The organism is Arthrobacter sp. E3 (assembly GCF_017353415.1).
Classification (GTDB): domain Bacteria; phylum Actinomycetota; class Actinomycetes; order Actinomycetales; family Micrococcaceae; genus Specibacter.
Genome location: NZ_JAFMPX010000003.1, coordinates 16,158 through 39,012, shown reverse-complemented (window position 1 = coordinate 39,012; position 22,855 = coordinate 16,158). Strand labels below are relative to the sequence as shown.

The 22,855-nt window shown below is 60.3% G+C and carries 21 protein-coding genes and 1 pseudogene; 15 read left to right on the top strand and 7 right to left on the bottom strand.

Translation table 11 applies throughout. The features are described 5' to 3' along the window. Positions 1–72 precede the first annotated feature (72 nt). The 3 genes from JMA46_RS02285 (at position 73) to JMA46_RS02275 (ending at position 4,098) form a co-directional block, all read left to right on the top strand. A complete protein-coding gene (locus tag JMA46_RS02285; protein WP_207343677.1) occupies positions 73–1,458 on the top strand; it encodes an NAD(P)/FAD-dependent oxidoreductase in 1,386 nt (461 codons plus the stop codon). A 178-nt stretch (positions 1,459–1,636) separates the two neighbouring features. Next, on the top strand, positions 1,637–2,569 hold the full coding sequence (locus JMA46_RS02280) for a universal stress protein (RefSeq protein ID WP_207343676.1): 933 nt from the start codon (positions 1,637–1,639) through the stop codon (positions 2,567–2,569). Then, positions 2,566–4,098, top strand: coding sequence for an APC family permease (locus JMA46_RS02275; RefSeq protein ID WP_207343675.1), 1,533 nt, complete (start codon positions 2,566–2,568; stop codon positions 4,096–4,098). Before JMA46_RS02280 ends, JMA46_RS02275 begins: the two co-directional genes overlap by 4 nt. A gap of 97 nt (positions 4,099–4,195) precedes the next feature. Here the strand turns inward: JMA46_RS02275 and JMA46_RS02270 are convergent, their stop codons facing one another. Then, a complete protein-coding gene (locus tag JMA46_RS02270; RefSeq protein WP_207343780.1) occupies positions 4,196–4,558 on the bottom strand; it encodes a DUF5997 family protein in 363 nt (120 codons plus the stop codon). A 72-nt stretch (positions 4,559–4,630) separates the two neighbouring features. Between JMA46_RS02270 and JMA46_RS02265 the strand changes: the two genes are divergently transcribed. Then, positions 4,631–5,464 (top strand): substrate-binding domain-containing protein, encoded by an 834-nt coding sequence (locus JMA46_RS02265; protein WP_207343674.1) that lies wholly within the window; start codon positions 4,631–4,633, stop codon positions 5,462–5,464. Positions 5,465–5,565: 101 nt separating this feature from the next. Here JMA46_RS02265 and JMA46_RS02260 read toward each other — a convergent pair whose 3' ends face one another. Beyond that, a complete protein-coding gene (locus tag JMA46_RS02260) occupies positions 5,566–5,832 on the bottom strand; it encodes a hypothetical protein (RefSeq protein WP_207343673.1) in 267 nt (88 codons plus the stop codon). 301 nt (positions 5,833–6,133) lie between these two features. On the opposite strand from JMA46_RS02260, the gene JMA46_RS02255 reads away from it, so the two are divergent. From JMA46_RS02255 to JMA46_RS02240, 4 genes are all read left to right on the top strand, one after another. After that, the gene (locus JMA46_RS02255) at positions 6,134–7,153 is read left to right on the top strand and encodes a proline racemase family protein (protein ID WP_207343672.1); all 1,020 of its coding nucleotides are present in this window, start codon (positions 6,134–6,136) and stop codon (positions 7,151–7,153) included. A 250-nt stretch (positions 7,154–7,403) separates the two neighbouring features. Further along, positions 7,404–8,519, top strand: coding sequence for a histidine kinase (locus JMA46_RS17565; protein ID WP_207343671.1), 1,116 nt, complete (start codon positions 7,404–7,406; stop codon positions 8,517–8,519). Between the two features lie 401 nt (positions 8,520–8,920). Next, complete coding sequence (locus JMA46_RS02245; RefSeq protein WP_207343670.1) at positions 8,921–9,589, top strand: response regulator transcription factor; 669 nt, start codon at positions 8,921–8,923, stop codon at positions 9,587–9,589. Between the two features lie 154 nt (positions 9,590–9,743). After that, positions 9,744–9,941: a hypothetical protein gene (locus tag JMA46_RS02240; protein ID WP_207343669.1), complete on the top strand. Its 198-nt coding sequence runs from the start codon at positions 9,744–9,746 to the stop codon at positions 9,939–9,941. Positions 9,942–10,005: 64 nt separating this feature from the next. Here the strand turns inward: JMA46_RS02240 and JMA46_RS02235 are convergent, their stop codons facing one another. Continuing rightward, positions 10,006–11,109, bottom strand: a complete 1,104-nt coding sequence (locus JMA46_RS02235) for a (p)ppGpp synthetase (RefSeq protein WP_207343668.1) — start codon at positions 11,107–11,109, stop codon at positions 10,006–10,008. Positions 11,110–11,494: 385 nt separating this feature from the next. On the opposite strand from JMA46_RS02235, the gene JMA46_RS02230 reads away from it, so the two are divergent. From JMA46_RS02230 to JMA46_RS02210, 5 genes are all read left to right on the top strand, one after another. Further along, the gene (locus JMA46_RS02230) at positions 11,495–12,433 is read left to right on the top strand and encodes a carbohydrate kinase (RefSeq protein WP_207343667.1); all 939 of its coding nucleotides are present in this window, start codon (positions 11,495–11,497) and stop codon (positions 12,431–12,433) included. Positions 12,434–12,504: 71 nt separating this feature from the next. Continuing rightward, entirely contained in the window at positions 12,505–13,044 is a 540-nt protein-coding gene (locus tag JMA46_RS02225; protein ID WP_207343666.1) for a YbhB/YbcL family Raf kinase inhibitor-like protein, read from the top strand. 177 nt (positions 13,045–13,221) lie between these two features. Continuing rightward, positions 13,222–14,031, top strand: a complete 810-nt coding sequence (locus tag JMA46_RS02220) for an HAD family hydrolase (RefSeq protein ID WP_207343779.1) — start codon at positions 13,222–13,224, stop codon at positions 14,029–14,031. Next, positions 14,028–14,837 (top strand): glycerophosphodiester phosphodiesterase, encoded by an 810-nt coding sequence (locus JMA46_RS02215; protein WP_207343665.1) that lies wholly within the window; start codon positions 14,028–14,030, stop codon positions 14,835–14,837. Before JMA46_RS02220 ends, JMA46_RS02215 begins: the two co-directional genes overlap by 4 nt. Positions 14,838–14,876: 39 nt before the next feature. Beyond that, complete coding sequence (locus JMA46_RS02210; protein WP_207343664.1) at positions 14,877–15,992, top strand: glycerate kinase; 1,116 nt, start codon at positions 14,877–14,879, stop codon at positions 15,990–15,992. A gap of 42 nt (positions 15,993–16,034) precedes the next feature. Here the strand turns inward: JMA46_RS02210 and JMA46_RS02205 are convergent, their stop codons facing one another. After that, on the bottom strand, positions 16,035–17,357 hold the full coding sequence (locus JMA46_RS02205) for a solute carrier family 23 protein (protein ID WP_207343663.1): 1,323 nt from the start codon (positions 17,355–17,357) through the stop codon (positions 16,035–16,037). Between the two features lie 69 nt (positions 17,358–17,426). Then, on the bottom strand, positions 17,427–17,738 hold the full coding sequence (locus JMA46_RS02200; RefSeq protein WP_207343662.1) for a metalloregulator ArsR/SmtB family transcription factor: 312 nt from the start codon (positions 17,736–17,738) through the stop codon (positions 17,427–17,429). 53 nt (positions 17,739–17,791) lie between these two features. Here JMA46_RS02200 and JMA46_RS02195 point away from each other — a divergent pair, with 53 nt between their 5' ends. Continuing rightward, on the top strand, positions 17,792–18,721 hold the full coding sequence (locus JMA46_RS02195) for a cation diffusion facilitator family transporter (protein ID WP_207343661.1): 930 nt from the start codon (positions 17,792–17,794) through the stop codon (positions 18,719–18,721). Between the two features lie 139 nt (positions 18,722–18,860). On the opposite strand, the gene pgm is transcribed toward JMA46_RS02195, so the two are convergent. Then, complete coding sequence (pgm, locus tag JMA46_RS02190) at positions 18,861–20,504, bottom strand: phosphoglucomutase (alpha-D-glucose-1,6-bisphosphate-dependent) (RefSeq protein WP_207343660.1); 1,644 nt, start codon at positions 20,502–20,504, stop codon at positions 18,861–18,863. Positions 20,505–20,646: 142 nt separating this feature from the next. On the opposite strand from pgm, the gene JMA46_RS02185 reads away from it, so the two are divergent. After that, positions 20,647–21,204: a DUF4190 domain-containing protein gene (locus JMA46_RS02185; protein WP_207343659.1), complete on the top strand. Its 558-nt coding sequence runs from the start codon at positions 20,647–20,649 to the stop codon at positions 21,202–21,204. A gap of 93 nt (positions 21,205–21,297) precedes the next feature. Here the strand turns inward: JMA46_RS02185 and JMA46_RS02180 are convergent. Then, positions 21,298–22,694 (bottom strand): annotated as a pseudogene (locus JMA46_RS02180) (oligopeptide:H+ symporter). Between the last annotated feature and the right edge of the window lie 161 nt (positions 22,695–22,855).

Below are 22,855 nucleotides of genomic sequence, written 5' to 3'. Positions count from 1 at the left end.
TTACAGTCTATTCTAAATGAACGTCATTCATTTAGTGAAGCATGTCACTTTTGCTTTCCGGGAAAGGGAAACATGACAACGGTCGAAAATTCTTCCGTCATCGAACGCGATGTGGTCATCATTGGTGCTGGCCCGTCAGGTTTGACTGCCGCCCGCGAGCTGAAAGCAGCCGGGCTGAGCGTGGCGGTTCTTGAAGCCCGTGATCGCGTGGGAGGCCGCACATGGTCCAATACGGTCGACGGCGCATGGCTGGAAATAGGCGGCCAGTGGGTTTCACCTGACCAGACAGCACTCATTGACCTGCTGGGCGAACTTGGCTTGGAGACCTACTCCCGCTACCGTGACGGCGACAGCGTCTACATCGGTCCTGACAGCAACCGGACCCGCTACACCGGGGAAATGTTCCCTGTCGACGCGGACACTGAAGCAGAGATGAACAAGCTCATCGAAACCTTGGATGCGCTCGCCGCAGCCATGGACCCGGCAAGCCCCTGGGAGCACCCCAACGCCCGCGAACTGGACATCATCTCCTTCCATCACTGGTTGCGCAGCCAGTCGGACAACGAAGAAGCCTGCAACAACATTGGCCTTTTCATCGCCGGCGGCATGCTCACCAAGCCGGCCCACGCGTTCTCCGCCCTTCAAGCGGTGCTGATGGCCTCCTCAGCAGGATCGTTCACCAACCTCGTTGATGACAACTTCATCCTCGACAAGCGTGTGGTCGGCGGCATGCAAGGCCTGTCTCTGGCCATTGCTGCCGAGCTGGGCGGGGACATCATCCTGAACTCCCCGGCCCGCACCATCCGCTGGGAGGAGCATGACGGCGACTTCCGGGCCACCGTCATTGCCGACGGCGCCACGGTCAGTGCCAAGCGTGTAGTCATGGCAGTTCCGCCGAACCTCTACAGCCGGGTTTCCTTCGACCCGCCGCTGCCGCGCCGCCAGCATCAGATGCACCAGCACCAATCGCTTGGCTTTGTCATCAAGGTCCATGCCGTCTACGACACCCCGTTCTGGCGCGAAGACGGCCTTTCAGGCACAGGCTTCAGCGCTTCCTCGCTGGTGCAGGAAGTTTATGACAACACCAACCACGAAGACACACGCGGCACCCTCGTGGGCTTTGTCTCCGATGAAAAAGCTGACTACGTCTTCACACTCAGCGCAGAGCAGCGCAAAAAAGAGATCACGTCTGCACTCGCCGAATTCCTTGGCGATGCAGCCGCAGAGCCGGTCGTGTACTACGAATCCGACTGGGGTTCGGAGGAGTGGACCCGTGGAGCCTACGCCACCAGCTATGACTTGGGCGGGCTTCACCGCTATGGTCCCGACCAGCTCACCCCCGTGGGTCCCATCCACTGGTCCTGCTCAGACCTCGCCGCCGAAGGCTACCAGCACGTTGATGGAGCGGTCCGCATGGGCCAGGACACTGCGGCCAAATTGGTGGCAGAACTGAAGTAGAAACTCACTGGAGGGCTTTCAGCGCCCCGGACCGGCATTTTTCCGGCGACTATCCGACGCGTCGGCCGCAAGCGGCCTTTGGCGCCTCCTTTACGTCACCTACAAAAAATGGCGGTCCGGGCCTCGGCCTCTCCGCAGCAGCATCACGAGTGACAATGACGTCCCTAGGAGGAACCATTTGCGGTATGTAGCTGGATATACAGCGGACCCCCGTGGCAGCGATGCCGTCAACTTGGCAGTGGCCATGGCCCGGCGGCAGGGAGCCACCTTGGACCTTGTCATGGTGATGCCACAGAACTCCCAATATAACGGGGTCTATCCGCATGAAGCGGGCTTTGAGACCATCCTGGCCGAGCAAGTCAGCCAGTGGCTCGATGAAGGGCTCGCCTTGATTCCGGAAGACATTCAGGCACAGGCGCACATACGCAGCGGGGAGTCCGAAGCAGAGGAACTCATCGCTGCGGCCGAGGAACTGGGTGCCTCTCTGCTGATCATTGGGGGCAGCAACACCGGCATCTTCAAGCGGTTCTCCATCGGCGCCGTCGCCAACTCGCTGCTACATGCGTCCACGATCCCCGTGGTGCTGGCGCCCGCCGGATACAGCCGAACGGAGCCGATTACGCGTCTGACCTGCGCCCTCGGCACCAGGGCTGGGGCGGAGGGGGTGCTGCAATCCGGAATCGCGATGGCCAAGCGCAGGTCACTGCCATTGCGGTTGGTGTCCTTGGTGGCCGTGGGCCCCGGTGAATCGACCGCCACCGTGGAAGATGCGAAAAAGCATCTTCTTCAGGTCGCGGCCACTGGGGACGGGGCAAGCGCCGACGTCCTGGACACTCTGGACATGGAAATTGTGGTGGGAACAGGGCGTTCCATTGAAGACGCCGTCGACAACCTCAAGTGGAAAAAGGGGGAGATTCTGCTGATCGGTTCCAGCCGTTTGGCGCAGAACAATTCCATCTTCCTGGGTTCCACCGCCAACCGAATTCTGCGTGCACTTCCGGTTCCCATGATCGTGGTTCCACGCAACTACGTACTGCAAGCCAAAGAACTCTTCCCTACAACTGAGATCCCCGTCATCGACGCCGAGGAAATCGCAGAGGCGGAAAAATGAGCAGTCCAGACATTGTTAGAAACGCCACTGGAGACCACGGCCTCAGCGAAAAAGGCCTCAAGGCCGGTTCCGTGGGACTCATTGGCGCCGTCGTGATTGGTATTTCATGTATTGCCCCGGCCTACACGCTGACCGCAGCACTGGGCCCGACCGTCTCCGAAGTGGGCGTGCACCTGCCTGCCATCTTCCTCGTCGGATTCATCCCCATGCTCCTTGTGGCGTTGGGATACCGGGAACTAAACAATGCCATGCCCGACGCCGGCACCTCCTTCACGTGGGCCACGCGCGCCTTCGGTCCGTGGCTGGGATGGATGGGTGGTTGGGGCTTGATTGCGGCAACCATCATTGTGCTTTCCAACCTGGCAGCAGTGGCGGTGGACTTCTTTTATCTCATGCTGGCCCAGATTTTCTCCAACCCGTCCCTTGCCGATCTGACTCGGAACCTGCCGCTGAACCTCGCCACCACCATGGTGTTCATAGCAGGAGCCTGTTGGATTTCCTACCGGGGCATGGAGACCACCAAGTCATTCCAGTACATTCTGGTGGCGTTCCAGCTGCTGGTATTGGGATGGTTCGCCGTGGCGGCCTTTACCCACGTGGCCAACGGCAGCGCGTTTGACGCCACTACCATCCAGGCTGACTGGTTCAACCCCTTCGCCGTGGAGTCCTTCTCCCAATTCGCAGCCGGAGTGTCCCTTTCCATCTTCATTTTCTGGGGCTGGGATGTCACGTTGACCATGAATGAAGAAACTAAGAACCCGAAGAAGACCCCGGGCCGTGCAGCCACCGTCACGATCATTGTCATTGTGCTGATCTACATGACGGTTTCCTTGGCCACGCTGTCCTTTGCCGGCATCGGCACCACCGGCTTGGGTGCTGGAAACCCGGAGAACCAGGGAAGCATCTTCGCTGTCCTGGCCGGACCGGTCATGGGACCGTTTGCGATCCTGATGTCACTGGCCATCCTGAGCTCCTCGGCCGCTTCGCTGCAGTCGACGTTTGTCTCCCCGGCCAGGACCCTGCTGTCCATGGGCCACTACCGCGCGCTGCCCAAGAGCTTCGGAAAGATCAGCCCCACGCACAAGTCCCCTGGCTACGCGACCATTGCGGCAGCCATTGCTGCAGCCGGCTTCTACATCATTACCAGGACCCTGTCGGAGAACGCACTGTGGGACACCATCACCGCTCTGGGCATGATGATCTGCTTCTACTACGGCATCACGGCGCTGGCCTGTGTTTGGTACTTCCGGGCGCAGGCATTCCGCGGGGTGCAGAACTTCCTGTTCAAGTTCCTTGCCCCGCTGGTGGGTGGTGTGATCCTGCTGGTCATGTTCTTCAAGACCGCTTACGACTCCATGGATCCCAGCTACGGCTCCGGCTCCAACATTGGCGGGCTGGGCCTGGTGTTCATCCTCGGTGCCGGTGTCATTGCACTGGGTGTGGTGCTCATGTTCTTCATGTACCGGCGCAACCCCGAGTTCTTCAAGGGCCAAGTCCTCAGCCGCGCCAGCGAGCCTTACAACCCCTGATCCGCACTTAAACAACCGACGGCGTGCCATGCCGGCGGGGGGCGTGAAATTTCACCAGCCCCCGCCCGCATGGCACGCCGCTGGCATTGCAGCGGTCCTAGCTCTTGGGCCGGCGCTCAGCTTGGCGTTCCTTGGCGAGTTTGGCTTCGGCACGGGCCTTCGCGTGGACGGCACGCTCCTCAACCAGCCACGCGGGGGGAGCCTGCAGCAATGCGGTGATGTCCGCCGTCGTCAGCGCCTCGGTGATGTTTGAACGGTTCAGCCCGCCGATGGAGATGTTCAGTTTCTGCGCGATGACAGGGCGCGGGTGGGGCCCGTTGCGGCGCAAGTCAGCCAACCAGGCTGGCGGGTTTTCCTGCAGAACCTTGAATTCCTCCCGGCTGAGTGCATTCTCTTGGAATTCTGCGGGGGCGGAGGGCAGGTGAATGCCCAGTTTCTTGGCCGCAGTGGCGGATTTCATGGCTTGAGGGGAAGGTTTAATGCTCATACTCTCAAGGGTACCGGTGGCGGTGCGGTGAGTTAGGGTAAATAGGTGCTTGAATCCCGCGAACTTACAGTGACCTTTGTCCCGGGCGTGACCCCCGGAAAGTGGATCCACCGCTGGCAGGAGCGCATGCCCGACGTCCCGCTCGTGTCCAAACCCGTGACCGAGGAGAATCAACTGGGGGCTGTGCGTGCCGGTGAGGCTGACATGGCGTTTGTCCGGCTGCCCGTGGACAAGACCGGGTTGCACGTCATTCCGCTCTACGAAGAGCTCTCTGTTGTGGTGGCGCCCAAGGACCACCCGATTGCCGCTTTCGAGGAACTCGACGTGGCTGATCTGGCCGACGAGTACCTGCTGGCCGACCCCGACGACTTCCCCGCCTGGCGGGACATCTCCTCCGAAATAGCGGCGGGCACCCGTAAACCACTGCCGCCCATGGCAGGGATTGAAGCAGCCCTTGACCTGGTCGAGGCCGGGCTGGGCATCCTGATCCTTCCCATGTCCGTGGCCAGGCAGCTTAGCCGCAAGACGCTGCGCTCGCGGCTGCTGCACGGCGTGCCTGATTCCGGCATAGCCCTGGCCTGGCCTGATTCAAAGATCCCGCTGCCTGACGAGGACGAAGCCGTGATTCAGGAATTCATCGGCGTGGTGCGCGGTCGCAGCGCGCAAAGTTCCCGTCAGCCTTCGGTGCAGGCCAAGCAGGATGCGACGCCCAAGAAGGGCTCCAAAGCTGCCAAAAGCGCGACGTCGGCAGGCGGGAAGACGGTCCCCGGCAAGTCGGGTGCTGGAAAGTCTGGCGCCGGAAAGGCGGCTGGGCCGAACCTGCGCGGCGGCGGGCGGCCCGGCGGCAAGGCCCGGGCGCAAAAACGCGGGCGTCGCTGAGGGCAATCTTTGGTCGAAAACAAAAAGATGCAGGTTTCCGCCCCCAAGGTGGAAACCTGCATCTTCTTTGCTGATCCAGCGCGTTGATCCAGCGAGCGGATCTAGCGTGAAGCGGTGATCTGCTCGTTCATCTGCTTGTTCACAACGGTCTTCACGTTGCCCAGGTCGGCGATGACGCGAGCCAGTGCCTTCTTGGACATCGGCCATTCGGTGCCCTTGAAGCGCTTGGCGTCAGGACCTTCCCAGAGAACCGAGCTGGCCTTGCTGTCAAGGGTTGACATGACCTGGGTGATCTGGTCAATGGCATTGCCAAGTTTTGAAGCCAAATCGGCCATGTCCTGGGGATCGCTACCGAGCATACCGGCCATGATGCACATCCTTAATTCGTAGAAATTTGCGGGCTTTGCCGCTCTTGTTTCGCCGTGTCCGGGAAGTTCCGGCCAAGCGACTGATAAGAATCTATCGCGGCTTTGCCAAGACCGTCGATGGGGTGGGCTCCCCATGTAGTCCTCCCCATGCGGCCCAACCCCACAGGACCCGCACCGTGGCCTCTTGGGAAGAGCGATCTGCCTGAATCGTTGACAGGCCATATTCGCCGTGCCATATTGACAAACAACGGCCCAAGGGTTCGCCTCGGGGAAGGGTTGCCAGCTCAAAGGAGAGACGTCCATGAAAGCCGCATTGTGGGAAATTGAAACCTTTGACTATCACACGGCCGGGGAGCCGTTTCGGATCGTGCCAGCCCTGCCGTTTCTGATCGAAGGCGAAACAGCCATTGAACGGCGTGAGAACGCCAAGGCTGGGGACGCCAACAATATTCGCAAGCTCCTCGTCAATGAACCCCGCGGGCATGCTGACATGTATGGCGGATTTGTAATCCCCCCGAATGACTCGGGGGCTCACTTTGGGGCCTTGTTCTGGCACCGTGAGGGATTCTCCACCGTTTGCGGCCACGGAACCATGGCCTTGGGTACGTGGGCAGTGCGCAGTGGCTTGGTGCGTGCCCCCGAAGACGGGGAGACAGACGTTGTCATTGATATACCTTCTGGTCGGGTCACAGCCCGCGTCAGGATGGTTTCAGGCAAGGTCAGTGACGTGGCGTTCCACAATGTCCCGTCGTATGTGGTGGATCGGGGCGTAGAGGTGAAGACGGCGGACTTTGGCCGGCTAAGAGTGGACTTGGCTTGGAGTGGGGCACTGTACGCTTCACTGCCTGCCGCATCAGCGGGGCTGGAGGTCACGCCGTCGAACTTGGCAAAAGTAGTGGCAGCGGGACATCAGGTGGCGGCGGGACTGGCGAACCATGCTGCAGCACACCACCCCTCGGACACACGGCTTGAAGGCGTGTTCGGCACTATTTTCCATGAGCCCATGAATCATGCCGGAGCAGGTTTGGCGCAGCGCAATGTCAGCGTTTTTGCTGATGGGCAGGTGGACAGATCGCCCAGTGGCTCGGGAACGGCAGCCCGGGTGGCGCTCCTGACCGATTCCGGGGAGTTGGCCGAAAGTGAGGTGCTGGAACATTACTCGATGATTGACTCGCATTTCAGCGCACGCGTTGTTGACAACGTTTCAGGGCCTGAGGGCGGGTTGGTGGTGGAGGTCAGTGGGCGATCGTTTCCCATGGGGGAAGGAAAGTTCACGTTGGATGCCGACGACGAACTTGGCTTGGGATTCGTGCTGCGGTGAGGCGTGCGCGTGAGTAGGCGAGCAGGCCGTTGCTTAAGCTGGCACGATTGGTCTATGACTGAATTCAGCTGCACCATGCATACTCCGCGCACTGCCAGCTGCGGTGGGCGTTCCTTGTCACCCTCGAACGGGTTTTTCTAAGGTGCGCATTAAGACGCGCGGCCAGGGGACATCGTTCACACTTGCAAATGTCTTGAAGGTTGGCAGCTCGCCGATTCCTCCGTGGGTTTCCTTTGCGATGGCACTTGTCGTGACGGTTTCTGCGTTCGATGATGTACGAGTGTTCTTCCAGACGGATCACGGCGGGGAACCGCCTTGGTGGAAGTTGGCCTCCTTCGTGACCTACTGGGCCGTATGGATGGCGCTCGCGTTCCGACCGAAGTATACTGCCATCACCTTTGTGCTGATGCTGGGAGCGCTGTACCCCAACCCGCATCCGGGCGGTACCTTGCTTCTGGCTTTTACAGCTGTGGCGGTGGCCGGTTACCGGGTGTCAACCCGCGGCTTGATGGTGGTCGTTGGCAGCTTTCTTCTGTGGCAGCTTGCTTGGTCCCTTTCCGTCACCGGCCCGAGCCCTGCACAGTTGTGGGGCTCAATCCCTTTCACATTGCTACTCGTCACCCCTGGGTTGGGAGTAAAGCTGTTGCGTGAAAGGAACCTCCACACCGAGCGTGCCCGGCAGATGTCTGCGCAAGCGGTGGCAAAAGCCGCGTTGGAGGAACGAACCGAACTGGCCAGGGAACTGCACGACGTGGTGACGCATGGTCTGACAATGATTGCCGTGCAGGCAAATCTGGGTACGCTTTCCAAGGACGCCGAGGTTCAACAACATGCCTTGTCCGAGATTGGCTCGATGGCCAGAAGGTCCCTCGATGACCTCAGACGCCTGCTCCAAACCATGCGCGGTGACGAACCTGCGGCGGGTGCGGTTGAACTGGATGCGAGCGTCTCGACTAGCTCTGCATGTATCGATTTGGCCCAGAGCGTAGGGGATGCCCAAAAGCGGCTCAACAACCTGGGCGTACCCACCCGCGTGACCACGTCGGGGGATCTGACTGAGACGCCCAACGGCCTCCGCTCCACGGTGGAGAGAATCCTGCAGGAGGGTGCCACCAATGTGGTCAGGCACACAGGTGGAAACAGTGAATGCGAGATCTCCATGGATGTCAGGGGCTACAAGATTGAGGTAGCGATTCGTAACCGTATGACCACCGGGACGCCGCGTCTGCCCGTCTCAGGTACAGGGCTGGTTGGTTTGCGGGAACGGGTATCCAGGCTCGGCGGAACAATTTACACCGGGCCGGTAGACGGGTGGTGGGTCATCCGTGCGGTCCTGCCATTCCAAGGGCGGCAAACTCTCCAGTAAAGAACCCCTCTCGCGCGTCGTGCAGCTGGGCTGGAGCACTGACCAATTGGATAGTATTTCCCCATTCGGAGCCCATTTCATGGTCCCATCGGACAGACCCGGACCAACCTTATTGCGAGCCGCTAATCGGCTGCGTAGCGTCAAGGGATGAAGGGTCGGGAAACCGTCCGTACACCGGAAAGTCCGAAGTGTGCGTGCCCCTTCTAAACGCTAGGAGTCCGCCATGAACGAACTGCACTTGCTTGGTTACGCCTCGGCGAAGCAGACCAAGACAAAGCCTGCCGGCATCTGGCCCTCAGGATCCTCGCCCGCACCTGCCCACTAAAGTTCTGCGCAATTCTGGCCGCAGCGACGCCATGGTGATGCCCGGCAGCATGATTCCGGGTACGTAGACTGTCCTCATGAATGCGAATGAGGCGGCAACCGAAACAATCAGCGTCATTATCGTTGACGACGAAAAATTCGTTCGGGGGGCATTGCGAACCTACCTTTCGCAAGCGTGGGATATCTCGGTGGTGGCTGAGGGCGAGAATGGTGCGGACGCAGTGCGCTTGGCACACGAAGTCCACCCTGACGTCATACTTATCGACATCCAGATGCCTGTTATGGACGGTATTGCTGCAATTCGTCAAATTGTGGTAGAGCTGCCGGAAATTCGTATTCTTGTGGTTACTGGACACATTTCTGATATTTACCTCAAGGCGGCGCTCATTGCTGGAGCCAGCGGATATGTTGTTAAGGACGCCGAACCTGAACGGATAGTGACGGCAGTCCGTGAGGTGCATGCAGGGGACTGCCCCATAGACCCAGCCGTTACTCACGTGCTTGTGGATGACATCCGGAAAACACTTCCGGAGTCGCGGAAGCCTGCGGCCATCGAGCTTTCGGACCGGGAAGCAGATGTGCTGAAGCTGCTGTGTGACGGCCAGAGCAACAGCGAGATCGCCTCCGCCCTGTATCTGTCGGAGTCGACGGTTAAATACCATTTGGTCCGCTTGGGCCGGAAATTCTCCGCCAGGGACCGTCTGCAGCTCGTCATTATCGCCCTGCGGACAGGAGTGGTGAAATAGAACAAGTTGAACGCAAAGGTCAAGCTTCAAAAAAAAGACTGTCCAAAAAGACAGGCAAGGACTGTCTTTAAGTCTATCCTCTCGGGCTTCGCCGACATATGCTTAGGGTATCCATGCCATCGTGATGGCGAAACCCCTGCGAGAGGCTCTTTTCGTGAAATCACCCTTAGTTTCCATCGGTGCTGCAACAGTCTTGGCTGCCAGTCTTGTCTTGGCTCCGGGCCTTTCCCCAGCCCAAGCCAGTACCGGCGTCACCAGCAGCACCACCTCCTCGGTGGCACAGGCCCCCGTGGCCAGCACATATGGAATAGGTTATCTACCGTGCAACTTCTTCGGGTTCATCTGGTGCTAATGCGCCGTTAGTGTGCCTCCAGGTACTTGCTGACGGTGTCCCGCAAGGCGTAGGCGCGAGCAGTCTACAGCCCCTGCGCCTTGCGGTAGCGCTGCATTTGCTGATGCCGGCGGTTCAGGCTGTCGCGGCGTGGCGTTTGTTCCGCCCCCGCGTCCTCAGCAGTTAGCTCAATATGGCTCTGGCCGAACTGCCACAACAACAGGTCATCTAGCAACCTGTCTGGGCCAGGGGAATACCTGTGGTCCAGTGCCTTTCGCACGTTGGAGATGATCTTCGGTTGCAGCAGCGCAGCGAGATCTACAGTCTTTCCCAGACCGTGCGCGGCGACCAGCTCCGCTGCCCAGCCCCAATCGTCGTCGGCTTTCCTGTCAACATGGGGGAGCAGTGTCTGCCACACCGCCTTGATGCGATTGGGCGTCAATGACACTTTTCCCTCGCCCTCGGCATCCCAATAGCTCGTGACGGTTTCATACCGGTCGTGCAGCTCGGAGAACGCCGACTCGACAGTCTCAAGCATTGCCGCGGTTGCGGTGAACTGTCTGTCAAAGTACGGGCTCCAAGCACGCGGGTCCTGGGACTTGAAGCGAATGTCATGCTCAATCTCGCTCCATGCGTGGGCGAAAATTGTACGGATCTGACACTCAAAGAAATAGCTGCCATTGGCCTTGGCTTCGGGGTCAAGAAGTTCCTGGTAGCTGCGCACAACATCATTTTGGATGGTGCGCAGGATCAAGTGCCGGCTGGAATACCCGTACGTGCCGGATTCGATGGAGCCAATATCCTTTTCTGTGTCGCCGCGGCAGTCAAAAATACTTCGTTGCCGTTTGATCAAGTTCGCTGCTTGGGCATTTTCTCCCGGCAGTGTCGTAATGACGCGAACACCGACCATGTCAGTGAGATTCCGTAGTGGTTCGAGGAACTGCAAAGCCGGGGCCGCATCCGGCTCGGCAACCATGCGGGATGCTTTTTCCCGGAACGAATCCACGGACTTGGTGCGGCTCGTGACAAAGAGCGGCTTGTCCTCGGCCTCGGTCAGCACCTTGCGGACAAGTGATTCAAGTTCCGCTGTGAGCTTTTCCAATGCCGGAAGTGTTCGCTCATAGTCAGCGACAGAAGCGCTGACTGAGGGCCTTAGCGATTCATCGAGTCGATCCCAGTTAGTACCCATGTCCATGAGCCTAAACTCCCGGGCAGCGCTCAAGCGAGTCGCAGCGCCGGGAGCGGTAAGTTTCTAAGCACTTATTTCGACGAGGTCAGTAAAGGATTCGTCATGAACGTTGAACCCTTCGACTGATATGTTCCCGCGATTGCGCAGGAGCACTGTGAATCATTTTCACCTAAAAAAGTGCTAAAAGGTGTGTATTTGATGTAAATGATACGGATAACGTGATTGATCATAGGCACCTAATGTCATAAAAAGATAGCTTTTTTTCGAAAACGACACCATCAGATCTTTCCTCGACTTTGCCGGGACTGCTTCGTGTGTACCAGGTGCACCGTTTCACGCGCGACGCCGGTGGGTTTCCCGCGCTGCCGCACCGTAGGCTGGAGCCATGCTGACTGTTATTGGTGAAGCCCTGGTTGACGAAGTCGTGCTTCCCGGCAAGGATCCCGTCCCCCACGTGGGCGGCAGCCCCATGAATGTCGCTGTGGGGTTGGCGCGGCTGGGACACCCCGTGCAGTTCCTCGGGAGATTTGGTCGGGACGCCTATGGCGACATGGTGGCCGGGCACCTGCGCATCAACGACGTCATGGTGCCACTTCCACCGGACTCGCAGCCAACCTCCGTGGCCCGGGCAGTGCTGGATTCCGACGGTGCTGCGAGATACGAGTTCGCTCTGAGCTGGTCCCTGCCCGACCTTCGTCCAGATGACGGCGCGGTTAACTTCATGGTCGCGGCCACCACCCTTCTGCACACCGGCTCCATTGCCAGCATGATGGATCCCGGTGCTGAGCAGGTCCTGGACGCAGTCATTGACGCGCACCCCCGCGCCACCATCAGCTATGACCCCAACTGCCGTCCGAGCATCATCACCAACGTTGATCATGCGCGGGCCCAGGCGGAAAAGTTTGTTGCCCTCTCCGACGTCGTCAAGGCCTCGGATGAGGATCTTGAATGGCTCTATCCCGGTGTGGACCCGAAGGAATCGGCCCGCAAGTGGCTTGCCCTCGGCGGCGCGGAAGGCCCCGCCGTCGTCGTTGTGACACAGGGGAGTGCAGGGCCGTGGGCTGTATGTGCCGCTGGCGAAATATCCTGTGCCGCGCCACTGGTTGACGTCGCGGACACCGTGGGTGCGGGGGATTCCTTCATGGCTGCATTGCTCTCGGCTCTGGTGGACAGGGAACTGGATGGTGCTCAGCGCCGCACCGACCTGCGCGCCATGAACACATCAATGTTGGCGGACGTGATTGGCTACGCAGCCAGGGCAGCGGCGATCACCGTGTCCCGTGCCGGAGCCAACCCGCCCACCCGCGCAGAACTTCAAAAATGATCTAGGGATTAGAGTGATTCCGAGATACGAGCGACCTCAGTGACAGGACCGCCGCAGTGAAAGGTGACGCCATGTTTGACTATGACCCCTATTCGTTTCTGGAGACCGTCCCCGCATTCGAGCTGACCAGCAGGTCGTTTGTTGATGGCGCAGTTTTCGCGCCGGCTCAAGTCAATGCCGACGCGCATCCCGGCGGTCTGGACCTGTCCCCACAACTGTCGTGGAGCGGTTTCCCGGCCGGGACGCGCAGCTTCGCCGTCACGATGTTTGATCCGGATGCTCCAACCGCCAGTGGATATTGGCATTGGGCGGTGGCTGACCTGCCTGCTTCGCTGACGGCGTTGGCTGAAGGGGCCGGGACGTTCAGCGATTCCGCCACGACAACTCTGCCTGATGTGGCCCTGGTCTTGAAGAACGACGGCGGGCTCCCCGGCTACATGGGATCCGCACCTCCGGCCGGGCACGGTCCGCACAGGTACATGGTGGTGGTGCATGCCGTGGACGTGGAGTCCCTGGGGCTGTCTGCTGATGCGAGCGTGGCCACCCTCGGTTTCAACCTGCACTTCCACACACTCGCCAGGGCTCGTTTGACGGGCTTGTACGAGGTCTAGCAACCCAGGTGACCGTTCAGACCTTCGCGGACCCTGCAAGGCCCGCCTATGGCCTGCATGCCTGCGCCTGAGCCGCGAGACCGCTGCTGAGCAACAGCTGTTTTGCGGGCTGGGTGCGGCCGGGCGGGCCAGCGGCGGTTTCAACCCACATCTGCGCGAAGTTGGATAGCCTTGAGTATGCGTTTAATTGCCAGTGACATTGACGGAACCATTCTGGGCCACGATGGAAAAATAAGCACCCGCACCGTGGAAGCCTTTGCCGCGGCAGCGCAAGCAGGCATCGACGTTGTGTTTGTGACTGGACGCCCGCCACGCTGGCTGGATCCCATCCGTGAGCAAATCGGCCACAAGGGCACCGTGATTTGCTCCAACGGTGCGGTGAGCTACGATCTTGGGCACGAAAAAGTGCTTGATTCCCATGTATTGAGCTGGGAGACCGTTCACGAAGTCCGTCACATCATCAGCGACCTGGCCCCGGAGCCGTACTTCGCGCTGGAGTCCCTTACCGGCTTCCACGTGGAAAGAGGTTTCTTTGGCTCACGTGCCCCAGCTGGCGCCGCAGACGTTGTGCCCGCCGTGCTGACTCGTGACATGGCTGACGGCGGGATCGTGAAAATGCTTGCCGTGCTGCACTCCGGAAATGCCGATGAATTCCTTCAGCTGGTTGGCCCCAGTGTGGGCTCGCTGATTGCCGTGACTCATTCGGCGCCTGACCTGGCACTGCTGGAGATGGGCCCGCATGGGGTGAACAAGGCTGTGACACTGGCACAGTACGCCGCGGCACGGGGGATCGATGCCGCTGATGTTGTGGCTTTTGGTGACATGCCCAATGACATTGAAATGCTGGGCTGGGCCGGGGCGGGCTACGCCATGGCCAGCGGCCACCCCGAGGCACTAGCAGCCGCTGCGTTGCGGGCGCCAGCATTCGAGGCGGACGGCGTTGCCCAAGTCATCGAATCCCGTCTGGCAGCGCTGCACTTGGCATGAATGCCAAACCGTCCAAGGCGTCGGCACCTGTGCCCAAAGCCGCCAAACCATACCTGGCTGCTGATTTCCCGCTGGCCATCGCACACAGGGGGTTTTCCCAAGTTGGTTTGGAAAACTCCCTGGTTGCCTTCAAAGCCGCCAGTGAAATGGGGTTTCAATATGTCGAAACGGACATCAATGCTACGGCTGACGGGGTCGCCACGGTCTGCCATGACCCCACGCTGGGCCGCACCACGGATCAGAACGGCATCATCGCTGAACTGCCATACTCCGTTGTGCGCACAGCACGCATCGGAGGCCGGGAGCCCATTGTCACACTTAACGAGTTCTTTGCTGCGTTGCCCACAACGAGCTTCAACATTGATGTGAAGGACGCCGGTTCTGTGGGGCCGTTGGTGGCCGCCATCGAGGAACTGGGCCTGCACGAGCGCGTTTGCATTGCCTCCTTCTCGGAAAGACGCCGCCGTCGTGTGCTGGCAGGGTTGAGCCAGCCGGTTGCGAGCTCACCAGGGCAATGGCTGTTGGTGACTTATTTTCTGCTCAGCCCGTGGCTGCCCAATGGATTTGTGCGGTCCCTGATGCGCACCGTGGATGTGTTGCAGATTCCGGTCAGCTTCAAGGGCCTCGCCCTTGTCACTGCGGCCAAGGTGCGCCGTGCACACGGCCTGGGGCTGAAAGTCCATGTGTGGACCATTGACGATCCCGCACAAATGCATGAATTGTTTGATCTGGGCGTTGACGGGATCATGACTGACAGGGCAGATATTCTGGCCGAAGTGATGCGACAACGCGGCTATTGGGCGTAATGATTCATCCCAATCGGCGCGCAATGGCAGGATGGACTTATGCGAATCTTGATAGCCCCCGATAAATTCAAGGGAACCCTGACCGGTCAGGAGGCCGCTGCTGCCATGGCAGAGGGTGCCTTGCGGGTTTATCCCGAGGCCGTGGTGACGGCCCTCCCTATTGCCGACGGCGGGGAGGGAACGGTAGAGGCCGCCGTGGCTGCTGGTTTTTCAGAGCGGCTGGACTCGGTGGTCGGCCCCATTCTCAAGCCTGTTGGCGCCGTTTGGGGGTTCAACGAAGACAGCAAAGTAGCTGTCATTGAAACCGCCCAGGCCAGCGGATACCTGCTCAGTGAACCAACTGTGGAGAATTCCCTGCGAGCACATTCCTACGGTTCAGGCCAATTGGTGGCCGCTGCGCTGGACGCCGGCGCAGTGGAAATCATTATCGGCTTGGGTGGATCCGCCATGACCGACGGCGGAACGGGCGCCTTGCGTGCGCTGGGGCTCAAGCTGCTCGACGCCCAAGGCAACCTTGTCCCGCTGGGCGGTGGATCCCTGGTGGATGTGGTGTCCGTGGACGTCACCGGCCTGGACCCGCGCCTAGCGGGCGTGAAAGTTCGCATGGCAGTGGATGTGGACAATGTGCTCCATGGACCGTATGGCGCCGCACACGTGTTTGGCCCGCAGAAGGGTGCCGATGCAGAGGCCGTCGAGTTGCTCGACGCAGGCCTTCGCAACCTTGCGGCAGTGGTGCAGACATCCATGGGGATCGACATCAATATTCCGGGCGCAGGAGCTGCGGGCGGTTTCCCGTCAATGTTTGTGGCCTGTGCCGATGCCACCGTCGAGCGTGGTTTTGATCTTGTGGCCGCACTGATCGATCTGGAGACCCATCTGGACGATGCGGACCTCGTCATCACCGGCGAGGGCTCACTCGATGTGCAGTCGCTATCTGGCAAGGGCCCCCTCGGGGTGGCTGACGCCGCCCACGTGCGTGGCATTCCAGTAGTTGTCGTAGCGGGGCGAATCACGGTGACAGCCGAGCAACTGGCTGAGCACGGCGTGGTAGCTTCCGTCAGCGCCACCGACGTTGCTGGATCGGGCGAGGCAGCGTTGGCCGAGGCGGCTAAGTACACGACCCTGGCAACAGCAGAGGCGCTCAACGGCATCTAGCCCCTTTGGAAGGTGCGCTTGCGAACCTTCCAAAGGGTGCGGTTAGTTGCCTTTTGCCAGGTGTGGTTCCGGCTGGGCTGTTTCAGGATCCAGCGGATTGGGGGCCGTACCGCGCCACTTCGCGAGAGCACTCATGCCGTGGTACACAATCAGTGCTGCCGCGGTGCCCAAAGCGATGCCTTCAAAGGTGAGGTTTCCCGTGGTCCAGGTGAAGTTGCCGATGCCCACAATGAGGGCCACCGCGGCGGTTGTCAGGTTGATGTTGTTGGAGAAGCTGACCTTGTTCTGCACCCAGATCCGCACACCCAGCACACCGATCATGCCGTAAAGAAGGGTTGCAGCGCCGCCGAGCACGCCGACGGGCACAGTGGCGATGAGCTCGCCAAACTTGGGGGAGAAGCTCAGCAGCAGCGCTGCCATGCCAGCCACCCAGTACGCGGCGGTCGAGTACACCTTGGTGGCGGCCATGACACCAATGTTTTCCGCATAGGTGGTGGTGCCGGAACCTCCACCAAAACCTGCCAAGGTGGTGGCTACGCCGTCGGCAATGATGGCACGCCCGGCGTAGGGGTCAAGGTCCTCGCCCGTCATGAGCGCAACCGACTTCACGTGCCCAATATTCTCAGCAATCAGCACCAGCACCACGGGAACAAAGAGTCCCAGCACGGCTAGGTGGAACGTGGGGGTCTGGAAGTGCGGCAGACCGATCCAAGCGGCGTCGTTGACCTGGGAGAAGTCGACTTCATGGCGCAGCACCGCGACGAGGTAGCCAGCAAGTACGCCGACCAAAATGGCCAAGCGGCCCAGAATTCCACGAAACAGCACGCTGACCAGAATGATCACAAGCAGGGTGGCGAGCGCCGTGATGGGGGCTTTTTCAAAGTTGTCGCGTGCTGCCGGAGCCAGATTCAAGCCGATGAGGGCAACGATGGTTCCGGTCACGGGGGCTGGCATGAGTCGGTTGATCCAAGAAGCGCCAAATTTTTGCACAATCAAGCCCAAAATGGCCAGTGTCACACCTGCAACGACAACGCCGCCGAGTGCACCGGATACACCAAATTGTTGCTGTGAGGCCATGATGGGTGCGATGAAGGCGAAGCTTGAGCCGAGGTAGCTGGGGACGCGCCCGCGGGTAAGGATCAGGAAAAACAAGGTGCCGATGCCGGAGAAGAACAACGTGGTTGCCGGCGGCATGCCCGTGATCAGTGGGACCAGGAACGTGGCGCCAAACATGGCAACCACGTGCTGCAGGCCAATGCCAATGGTTCGCGGCCAGCTCAGCCGTTCATCCGGGGTGACCACTTGTCCGGGGGTGATGCTCTTGCCATCCCCGTGAACTGTCCATTTTGTGCCCAGCAAACTCATCTACGTCTCTTCCGCTCTCGCCCAGGGCCTGTAAGTGGCCCGCGGATAAGAATATAGGAGCATGCGGGTCTACGGGTGCGGCACATGGCCTTCGCTGGCTAGAAGTACGACGCCGAGGAGGTCGTTGAGTGCGTGGGCCAAGTCCGGATGGGCCAGCTCATACCGGGATCGGCGGCCTTCAGGCACGGCGACGGCGAGCCCGCATTCGCGCAGGCACGAGAGGTGATTGGACATGCTCTGCCGGGAGACGCCCAGCTCGGTTGCAAGTTCTCCCGGGTATTGCGGCTGTGCAGCCAGTTTCATGAGTATCTCGGCACGGGTGGGGTCCGAGAGTGCGTAGCCAAAGCGGGCAAGCACCGCTGCATTGCTAATGGGCTTCATTCTCAATACCATACAGCATTTGATGAATTCAGTCTTCAATGTACTATTGAACCATGTCCGGTCATAACCACAGCCATTCCCATGCAGGTGCTCCTGGCGAGAGTCACCAGGGGCGCATTGCCGTAGCGCTGGGCATCACCCTTCTCGTTTTCGTGTTCCAGATCATCGGTTCAATCCTGACTGGTTCGTTGGCGTTGCTCTTTGACTCGGCCCACGTGCTGACTGACGCCGGCGGGCTTGCCATGGCTCTGCTGGCAGCGCGATTGATGGTCCTCCCCGCAACCAGCAAGCGCACGTGGGGCTTTGCCCGCGCCGAGGTGCTGGCCGCAACAGGGCAGGCCGCAGTGCTTCTCGCCGTGGGACTGGTGGTTTTGGTGGAAGGAGTTCAGCGGCTGTTCAATCCGACGGAGATCGCCTCCAACGAGATGATCGTCTTCGGAGCGATCGGGCTGGCCGGCAATATCATTTCGATGTTCGTCTTGATGGGCGGTCGCAGCAAGAACTTCAACATGCGGGCTGCGTTCCTGGAAGTCGTCAACGACGCGCTGGGCTCCGTGGCCGTCATTGTGGCGGCGATCGTGATCTCCACAACGGGCTGGGTGCAGGCAGACGCCGTCGTGGCCATGCTCATTGGCGTGCTGATCCTGCCGCGTACCGTCAGGTTGTTGCTCGAGACCATCAGCGTGCTGCTTGAGTCAACGCCGTCGGGGCTGGACCTGGACGAGGTTCGCGAGCACATCATGGAGCTTGACCATGTGCGCGACGTCCACGACCTGCACGCCAGCCAAATTGCCACGGGCCTGCCGATCCTCTCTGCCCACGTGGTGGTGGACGCGGGATGCTTCTACGACGGTCATGCACCGCAAATGCTCGACGCACTCCAAAGCTGCGTGGCCGATCACTTCGAGATCAGCATCGAACACTCAACGTTTCAGCTTGAACCGGTGGGGCACGCCGACCACGAACTCGGCGCCCACCACTAATCTCCCGTCAGTGTTGCGCTGGACGGGCCCAACATTTTTCCGGCGACTATCCGACGCGTCGGCCGCGAGCGGCCTTGGGCGTCTCCTTTACGTCGCCTACAAAAAATGCTGGCTCCCGCCCAGCCAGAACACGCCGAGCTTAGGAGATGACGCCGTCCACGAGGGCCTTCGCCTCTGCCTGGACCTGGGCCAGATGCTCCGGGCCCTTGAAGGACTCGGCGTAAATCTTGTACACGTCCTCGGTGCCGGAAGGGCGGGCTGCGAACCAGGCGTTTTCGGTGGTGACCTTCAGCCCGCCAATTGCGGCACCGTTGCCGGGGGCTTCGGTCAGCTTGGCGGTGATCTCTTCGCCGGCCAGCGTGGTGGCGGTGACGTCGGCGGCGGAGAGCTTGCCCAGCGCAGCCTTCTGCTCGCGGGTCGCAGCGGCGTCAATGCGCGCGTACGACGGCGCCCCGAAGCGGACGGTCAGCTCACCGTAGTGCACCGAGGGTGACTTGCCCGTCACGGCGGTGATTTCCGAGGCCAGCAGTGCCAGCAGGATGCCGTCCTTGTCGGTGGTCCAGACGGAGCCGTCCTTCTTCACGAAGGAGGCACCTGCGGATTCCTCCCCGCCGAACACGCCCTCACCGGAGAGTAGGCCCGGAACAAACCACTTGAATCCGACCGGCACTTCGACGAGTTTGCGGCCAAGATCTGCGGCAACCCTGTCAATGATGGAGGAAGAGACAAGAGTTTTGCCCACTCCGGCAGTGGCAGGCCACTGCGAGCGGTGCGTGTACAAGTACTGGATCGCCACGGCAAGGTAGTGGTTGGGGTTCATCAACCCGCCGTCCGGGGTGACAATGCCGTGCCTGTCGGCGTCGGCGTCGTTGCCCGTGGCAATGTCATACGGTGCCCCCGCGCTGAGCTTGCCAATCAGGGAAGCCATGGCTGAGGGAGAGGAACAGTCCATGCGGATCTTCTCATCCCAGTCAAGGGTCATGAATGACCATTGCGGGTCAACCGTGGGGTTGACCACTGTCAGGTCAAGGTGGTGGCGTTCACGAATTTCGCCCCAGTAGTCAACCGAAGCCCCACCCATGGGATCGGCGCCGATGCGCACCCCTGCGGAACGGATGGCGTCCAGGTCAAGGACGGAGGGGAGGTCGTCAACATAGCTGGAGAGGAAATCAAACTTCCCTGTCGTGGATGCGGCCATGGCCTCGGGCAGCTGCACGCGGCGCACACCGCGCAAGCCCGCTTCCAACAGCTCATTGGCACGGTTGGCGATCCATCCCGTTGCGTCGGAATCGGCCGGGCCGCCATGCGGGGGGTTGTACTTGAAGCCGCCGTCACCGGGTGGGTTGTGCGAAGGGGTGACGACAATGCCGTCCGCCAATGCATCGGTGCGGCCCTTGTTGTGGGTGAGGATGGCGTGTGAGACGGCCGGGGTGGGCGTGTAACCGTGGCGCGCGTCAATCAACACTTCAACCCCATTGCCGGCAAGCACCTCTAGGGCAGTGTTCTGTGCAGGCTCGCTGAGTGCGTGGGTATCTTTGCCCATGTACAGCGGCCCCGTGATGCCTTGGCCGGCCCTGTATTCAACGATGGCCTGCGTAATGGCGGCAATGTGGCCTTCATTGAAGGATGACTTCAATGAACTGCCTCGGTGCCCCGACGTGCCGAAGGCTACACGTTGTGCGGGGTCACCCATATCCGGGGACAGATCATAGTAAGCATCCATCAATGCAGAAAGATCAACAAGGTCCTGGGGAAGGGCAACAGTGCCCGCGCGACTAGCCATGATCACAGCATGCCAGAGCAAGGGGCAGATTGGCACCCATTGCCCAAACTGTGAACCCTTCAGGGCCCTGCATTACGATGGAAGACAGCCCAAGCCATTCTTTCCCCGCGCGTAGGGGCACAAATTTTTGCAGGAGCCAGGAGTGTCGAATCATCCGGACCAGCCACAGCCCTACAGCGGGGAGCCTTCCGGCAGCACGCCTCCGGGCTATAACGCGCCCGCCGTGCCGCCCTTGTACCCGGCCAAAGCGCCGCAGGATGTGTACAGCGGAGGAAACCCACCGCATCAAAACCAGCCGTACCAAAACCCGCAGTTCCAGAATCCGCAGTTCCAGAATCCGCCGCTTCCCCCGTACGGGCAGCCATACCAGCAATCCCAGTACCCGGCACCCACTTATTATCAGGGTGGACAAGGCTATGTGATGCCCATCAGCGGCCCGCGCGGGCTGAGCCTTGCGAGCATGATCATTGGCCTGACCTCACTGTTTTTGCTCGGGTGGATGATCGCACCCCAGATTGTGGGGATCGTGCTGGGACACTTGGGCCTGAAAAAAGAAAGTCCACAAGGCCGGGCATTTTCGATCACCGGGCTCGTCACCAACTACCTGGCTTTGCTGGTGTGGGGTGGCATTTACCTGTTTTACATCTTCATCTTCGCTGTTTTGGCGGGTAGCTCCGGAAGCGACTTCAGCCAGCTTTAGAACACCCGCCTTAGGCGTCCGCAAACGACGGCGGCACCTGTCCTTTTCGATCAAGCGAAAGGACAGGTGCCGCCGTCGTTCTTGGAGAAAGAACTACATCACGCCGGCCATCAACGTCTTGATGGGCTTCTTCGCCAGGAACAGCAGCACGCCAAAGCCAATGGAGACCAGGCCGACGACCAGGAAGTACGGGGTCTCGTGCTCAGGGTTGTACCACTGGGCCAACACGCCTGACATGGCCGTGCCGAGGGAGACCGACAGGAAGAACAAGGCCACCATCTGCGTCTGGAACGCGGCCGGGGCCAGTTTGGTGGCCAAGGAGAGCCCCACGGGGGAGAGCATCAGTTCGGCGACGGTGAACAGCATCAAAATGAACACGATGGCCAACATGGGCACCGCTGCCATCCCGGCGAACGGAATGAAGGACAGGTACGCCAATCCCATGACGACCAAGGCCACGGAGAACTTCACCGGCGTGCCCGGCTGACGCGGTCCCCACTTGGTCCACACCGCGGCGAACACGCCAGCCAAAATGATGATGAACACCGGGTTGATCGAGGAAACCCAGCTGGCGGGAATTTCCCAGCCAAGGATGGTGCGGTCAAGACGCTTGTCCGAATACAAGGCAATTACGGTGAACTGCTGCTGGAAAAGCGACCAGAACACGGCGCTGGCCAGGAACAGCGGCATGAAGGAGTACACGCGGCTGCGTTCCTCGCCAGTGACCGTCTTGTTCGCCAGAATCACGGCAAAGTAGGCGACAGTTGCAATGATGACGACGGCGACGATGACCCACTTGAGGTTCTCGGCGGTGATGAGCTTGAATGCCACGGCCGCCACGATCAGGGCGATTGCTGCTGCAGCCGCCCCCGCGAACTTGCCACACTCTGACTTGGGCAGCGGGTTGGCGATGCGGTGTGCGGACTCCGGCAGGTTCTTTCGGGTCAACCCGTACTGCAGCAGGCCGAAGGCCATGCCGACGGCGGCTGCACCGAATCCAACATGGAAACCCCACGTGACCTGCAGCCATCCGGTGGCCAACGGGCCAATCAAGCCGCCAATGTTGATACCCATGTAGAAGATGGAGAAACCGGCGTCGCGTCGCTCGTCGTCCTTGGCGTACAGCGTTCCGACCAGCGATGTGGCGTTGGCCTTCAACCCGCCTGAGCCCACCCCAATGAGGATCAGACCGGTTGCCAGGCCTGCCGCACCGGGCAGAAACGCCAGTGACAGGTGGCCCGCCATGATCAAGATGGCGCTGTAGAACAAGACTTTTTCCGAGCCGAGAAGGCGGTCGGCAACCCATGCACCCAAGATGGTGGAAAGATACACGCCACCGCCGTACGCTCCAACGATCCCCAAGGCTGTGCCCTCGTCAATTCCAAGGCCCCCTTGGTGACGGAGTAGTACATGTAGTAGGCAAGGATGCCCTGCATGCCATAGAAGGAGAACCGTTCCCACAGCTCGACACTGAAGAGGTTCAGCAGCATCTTGGGTTGTCCGAAGAATGCTGTATCGCGGGTCATTTGAGGTGCCTTGGCCTGTTCGGCGGGGCTTTTTTGTGAGCTCACAGGGTCAATTTTTGCACTGTTGCAACGGTTCGTCATATTTGGGCTGCTTGGACAAGGCTGCCGCGCATTCCTCTCCCAAC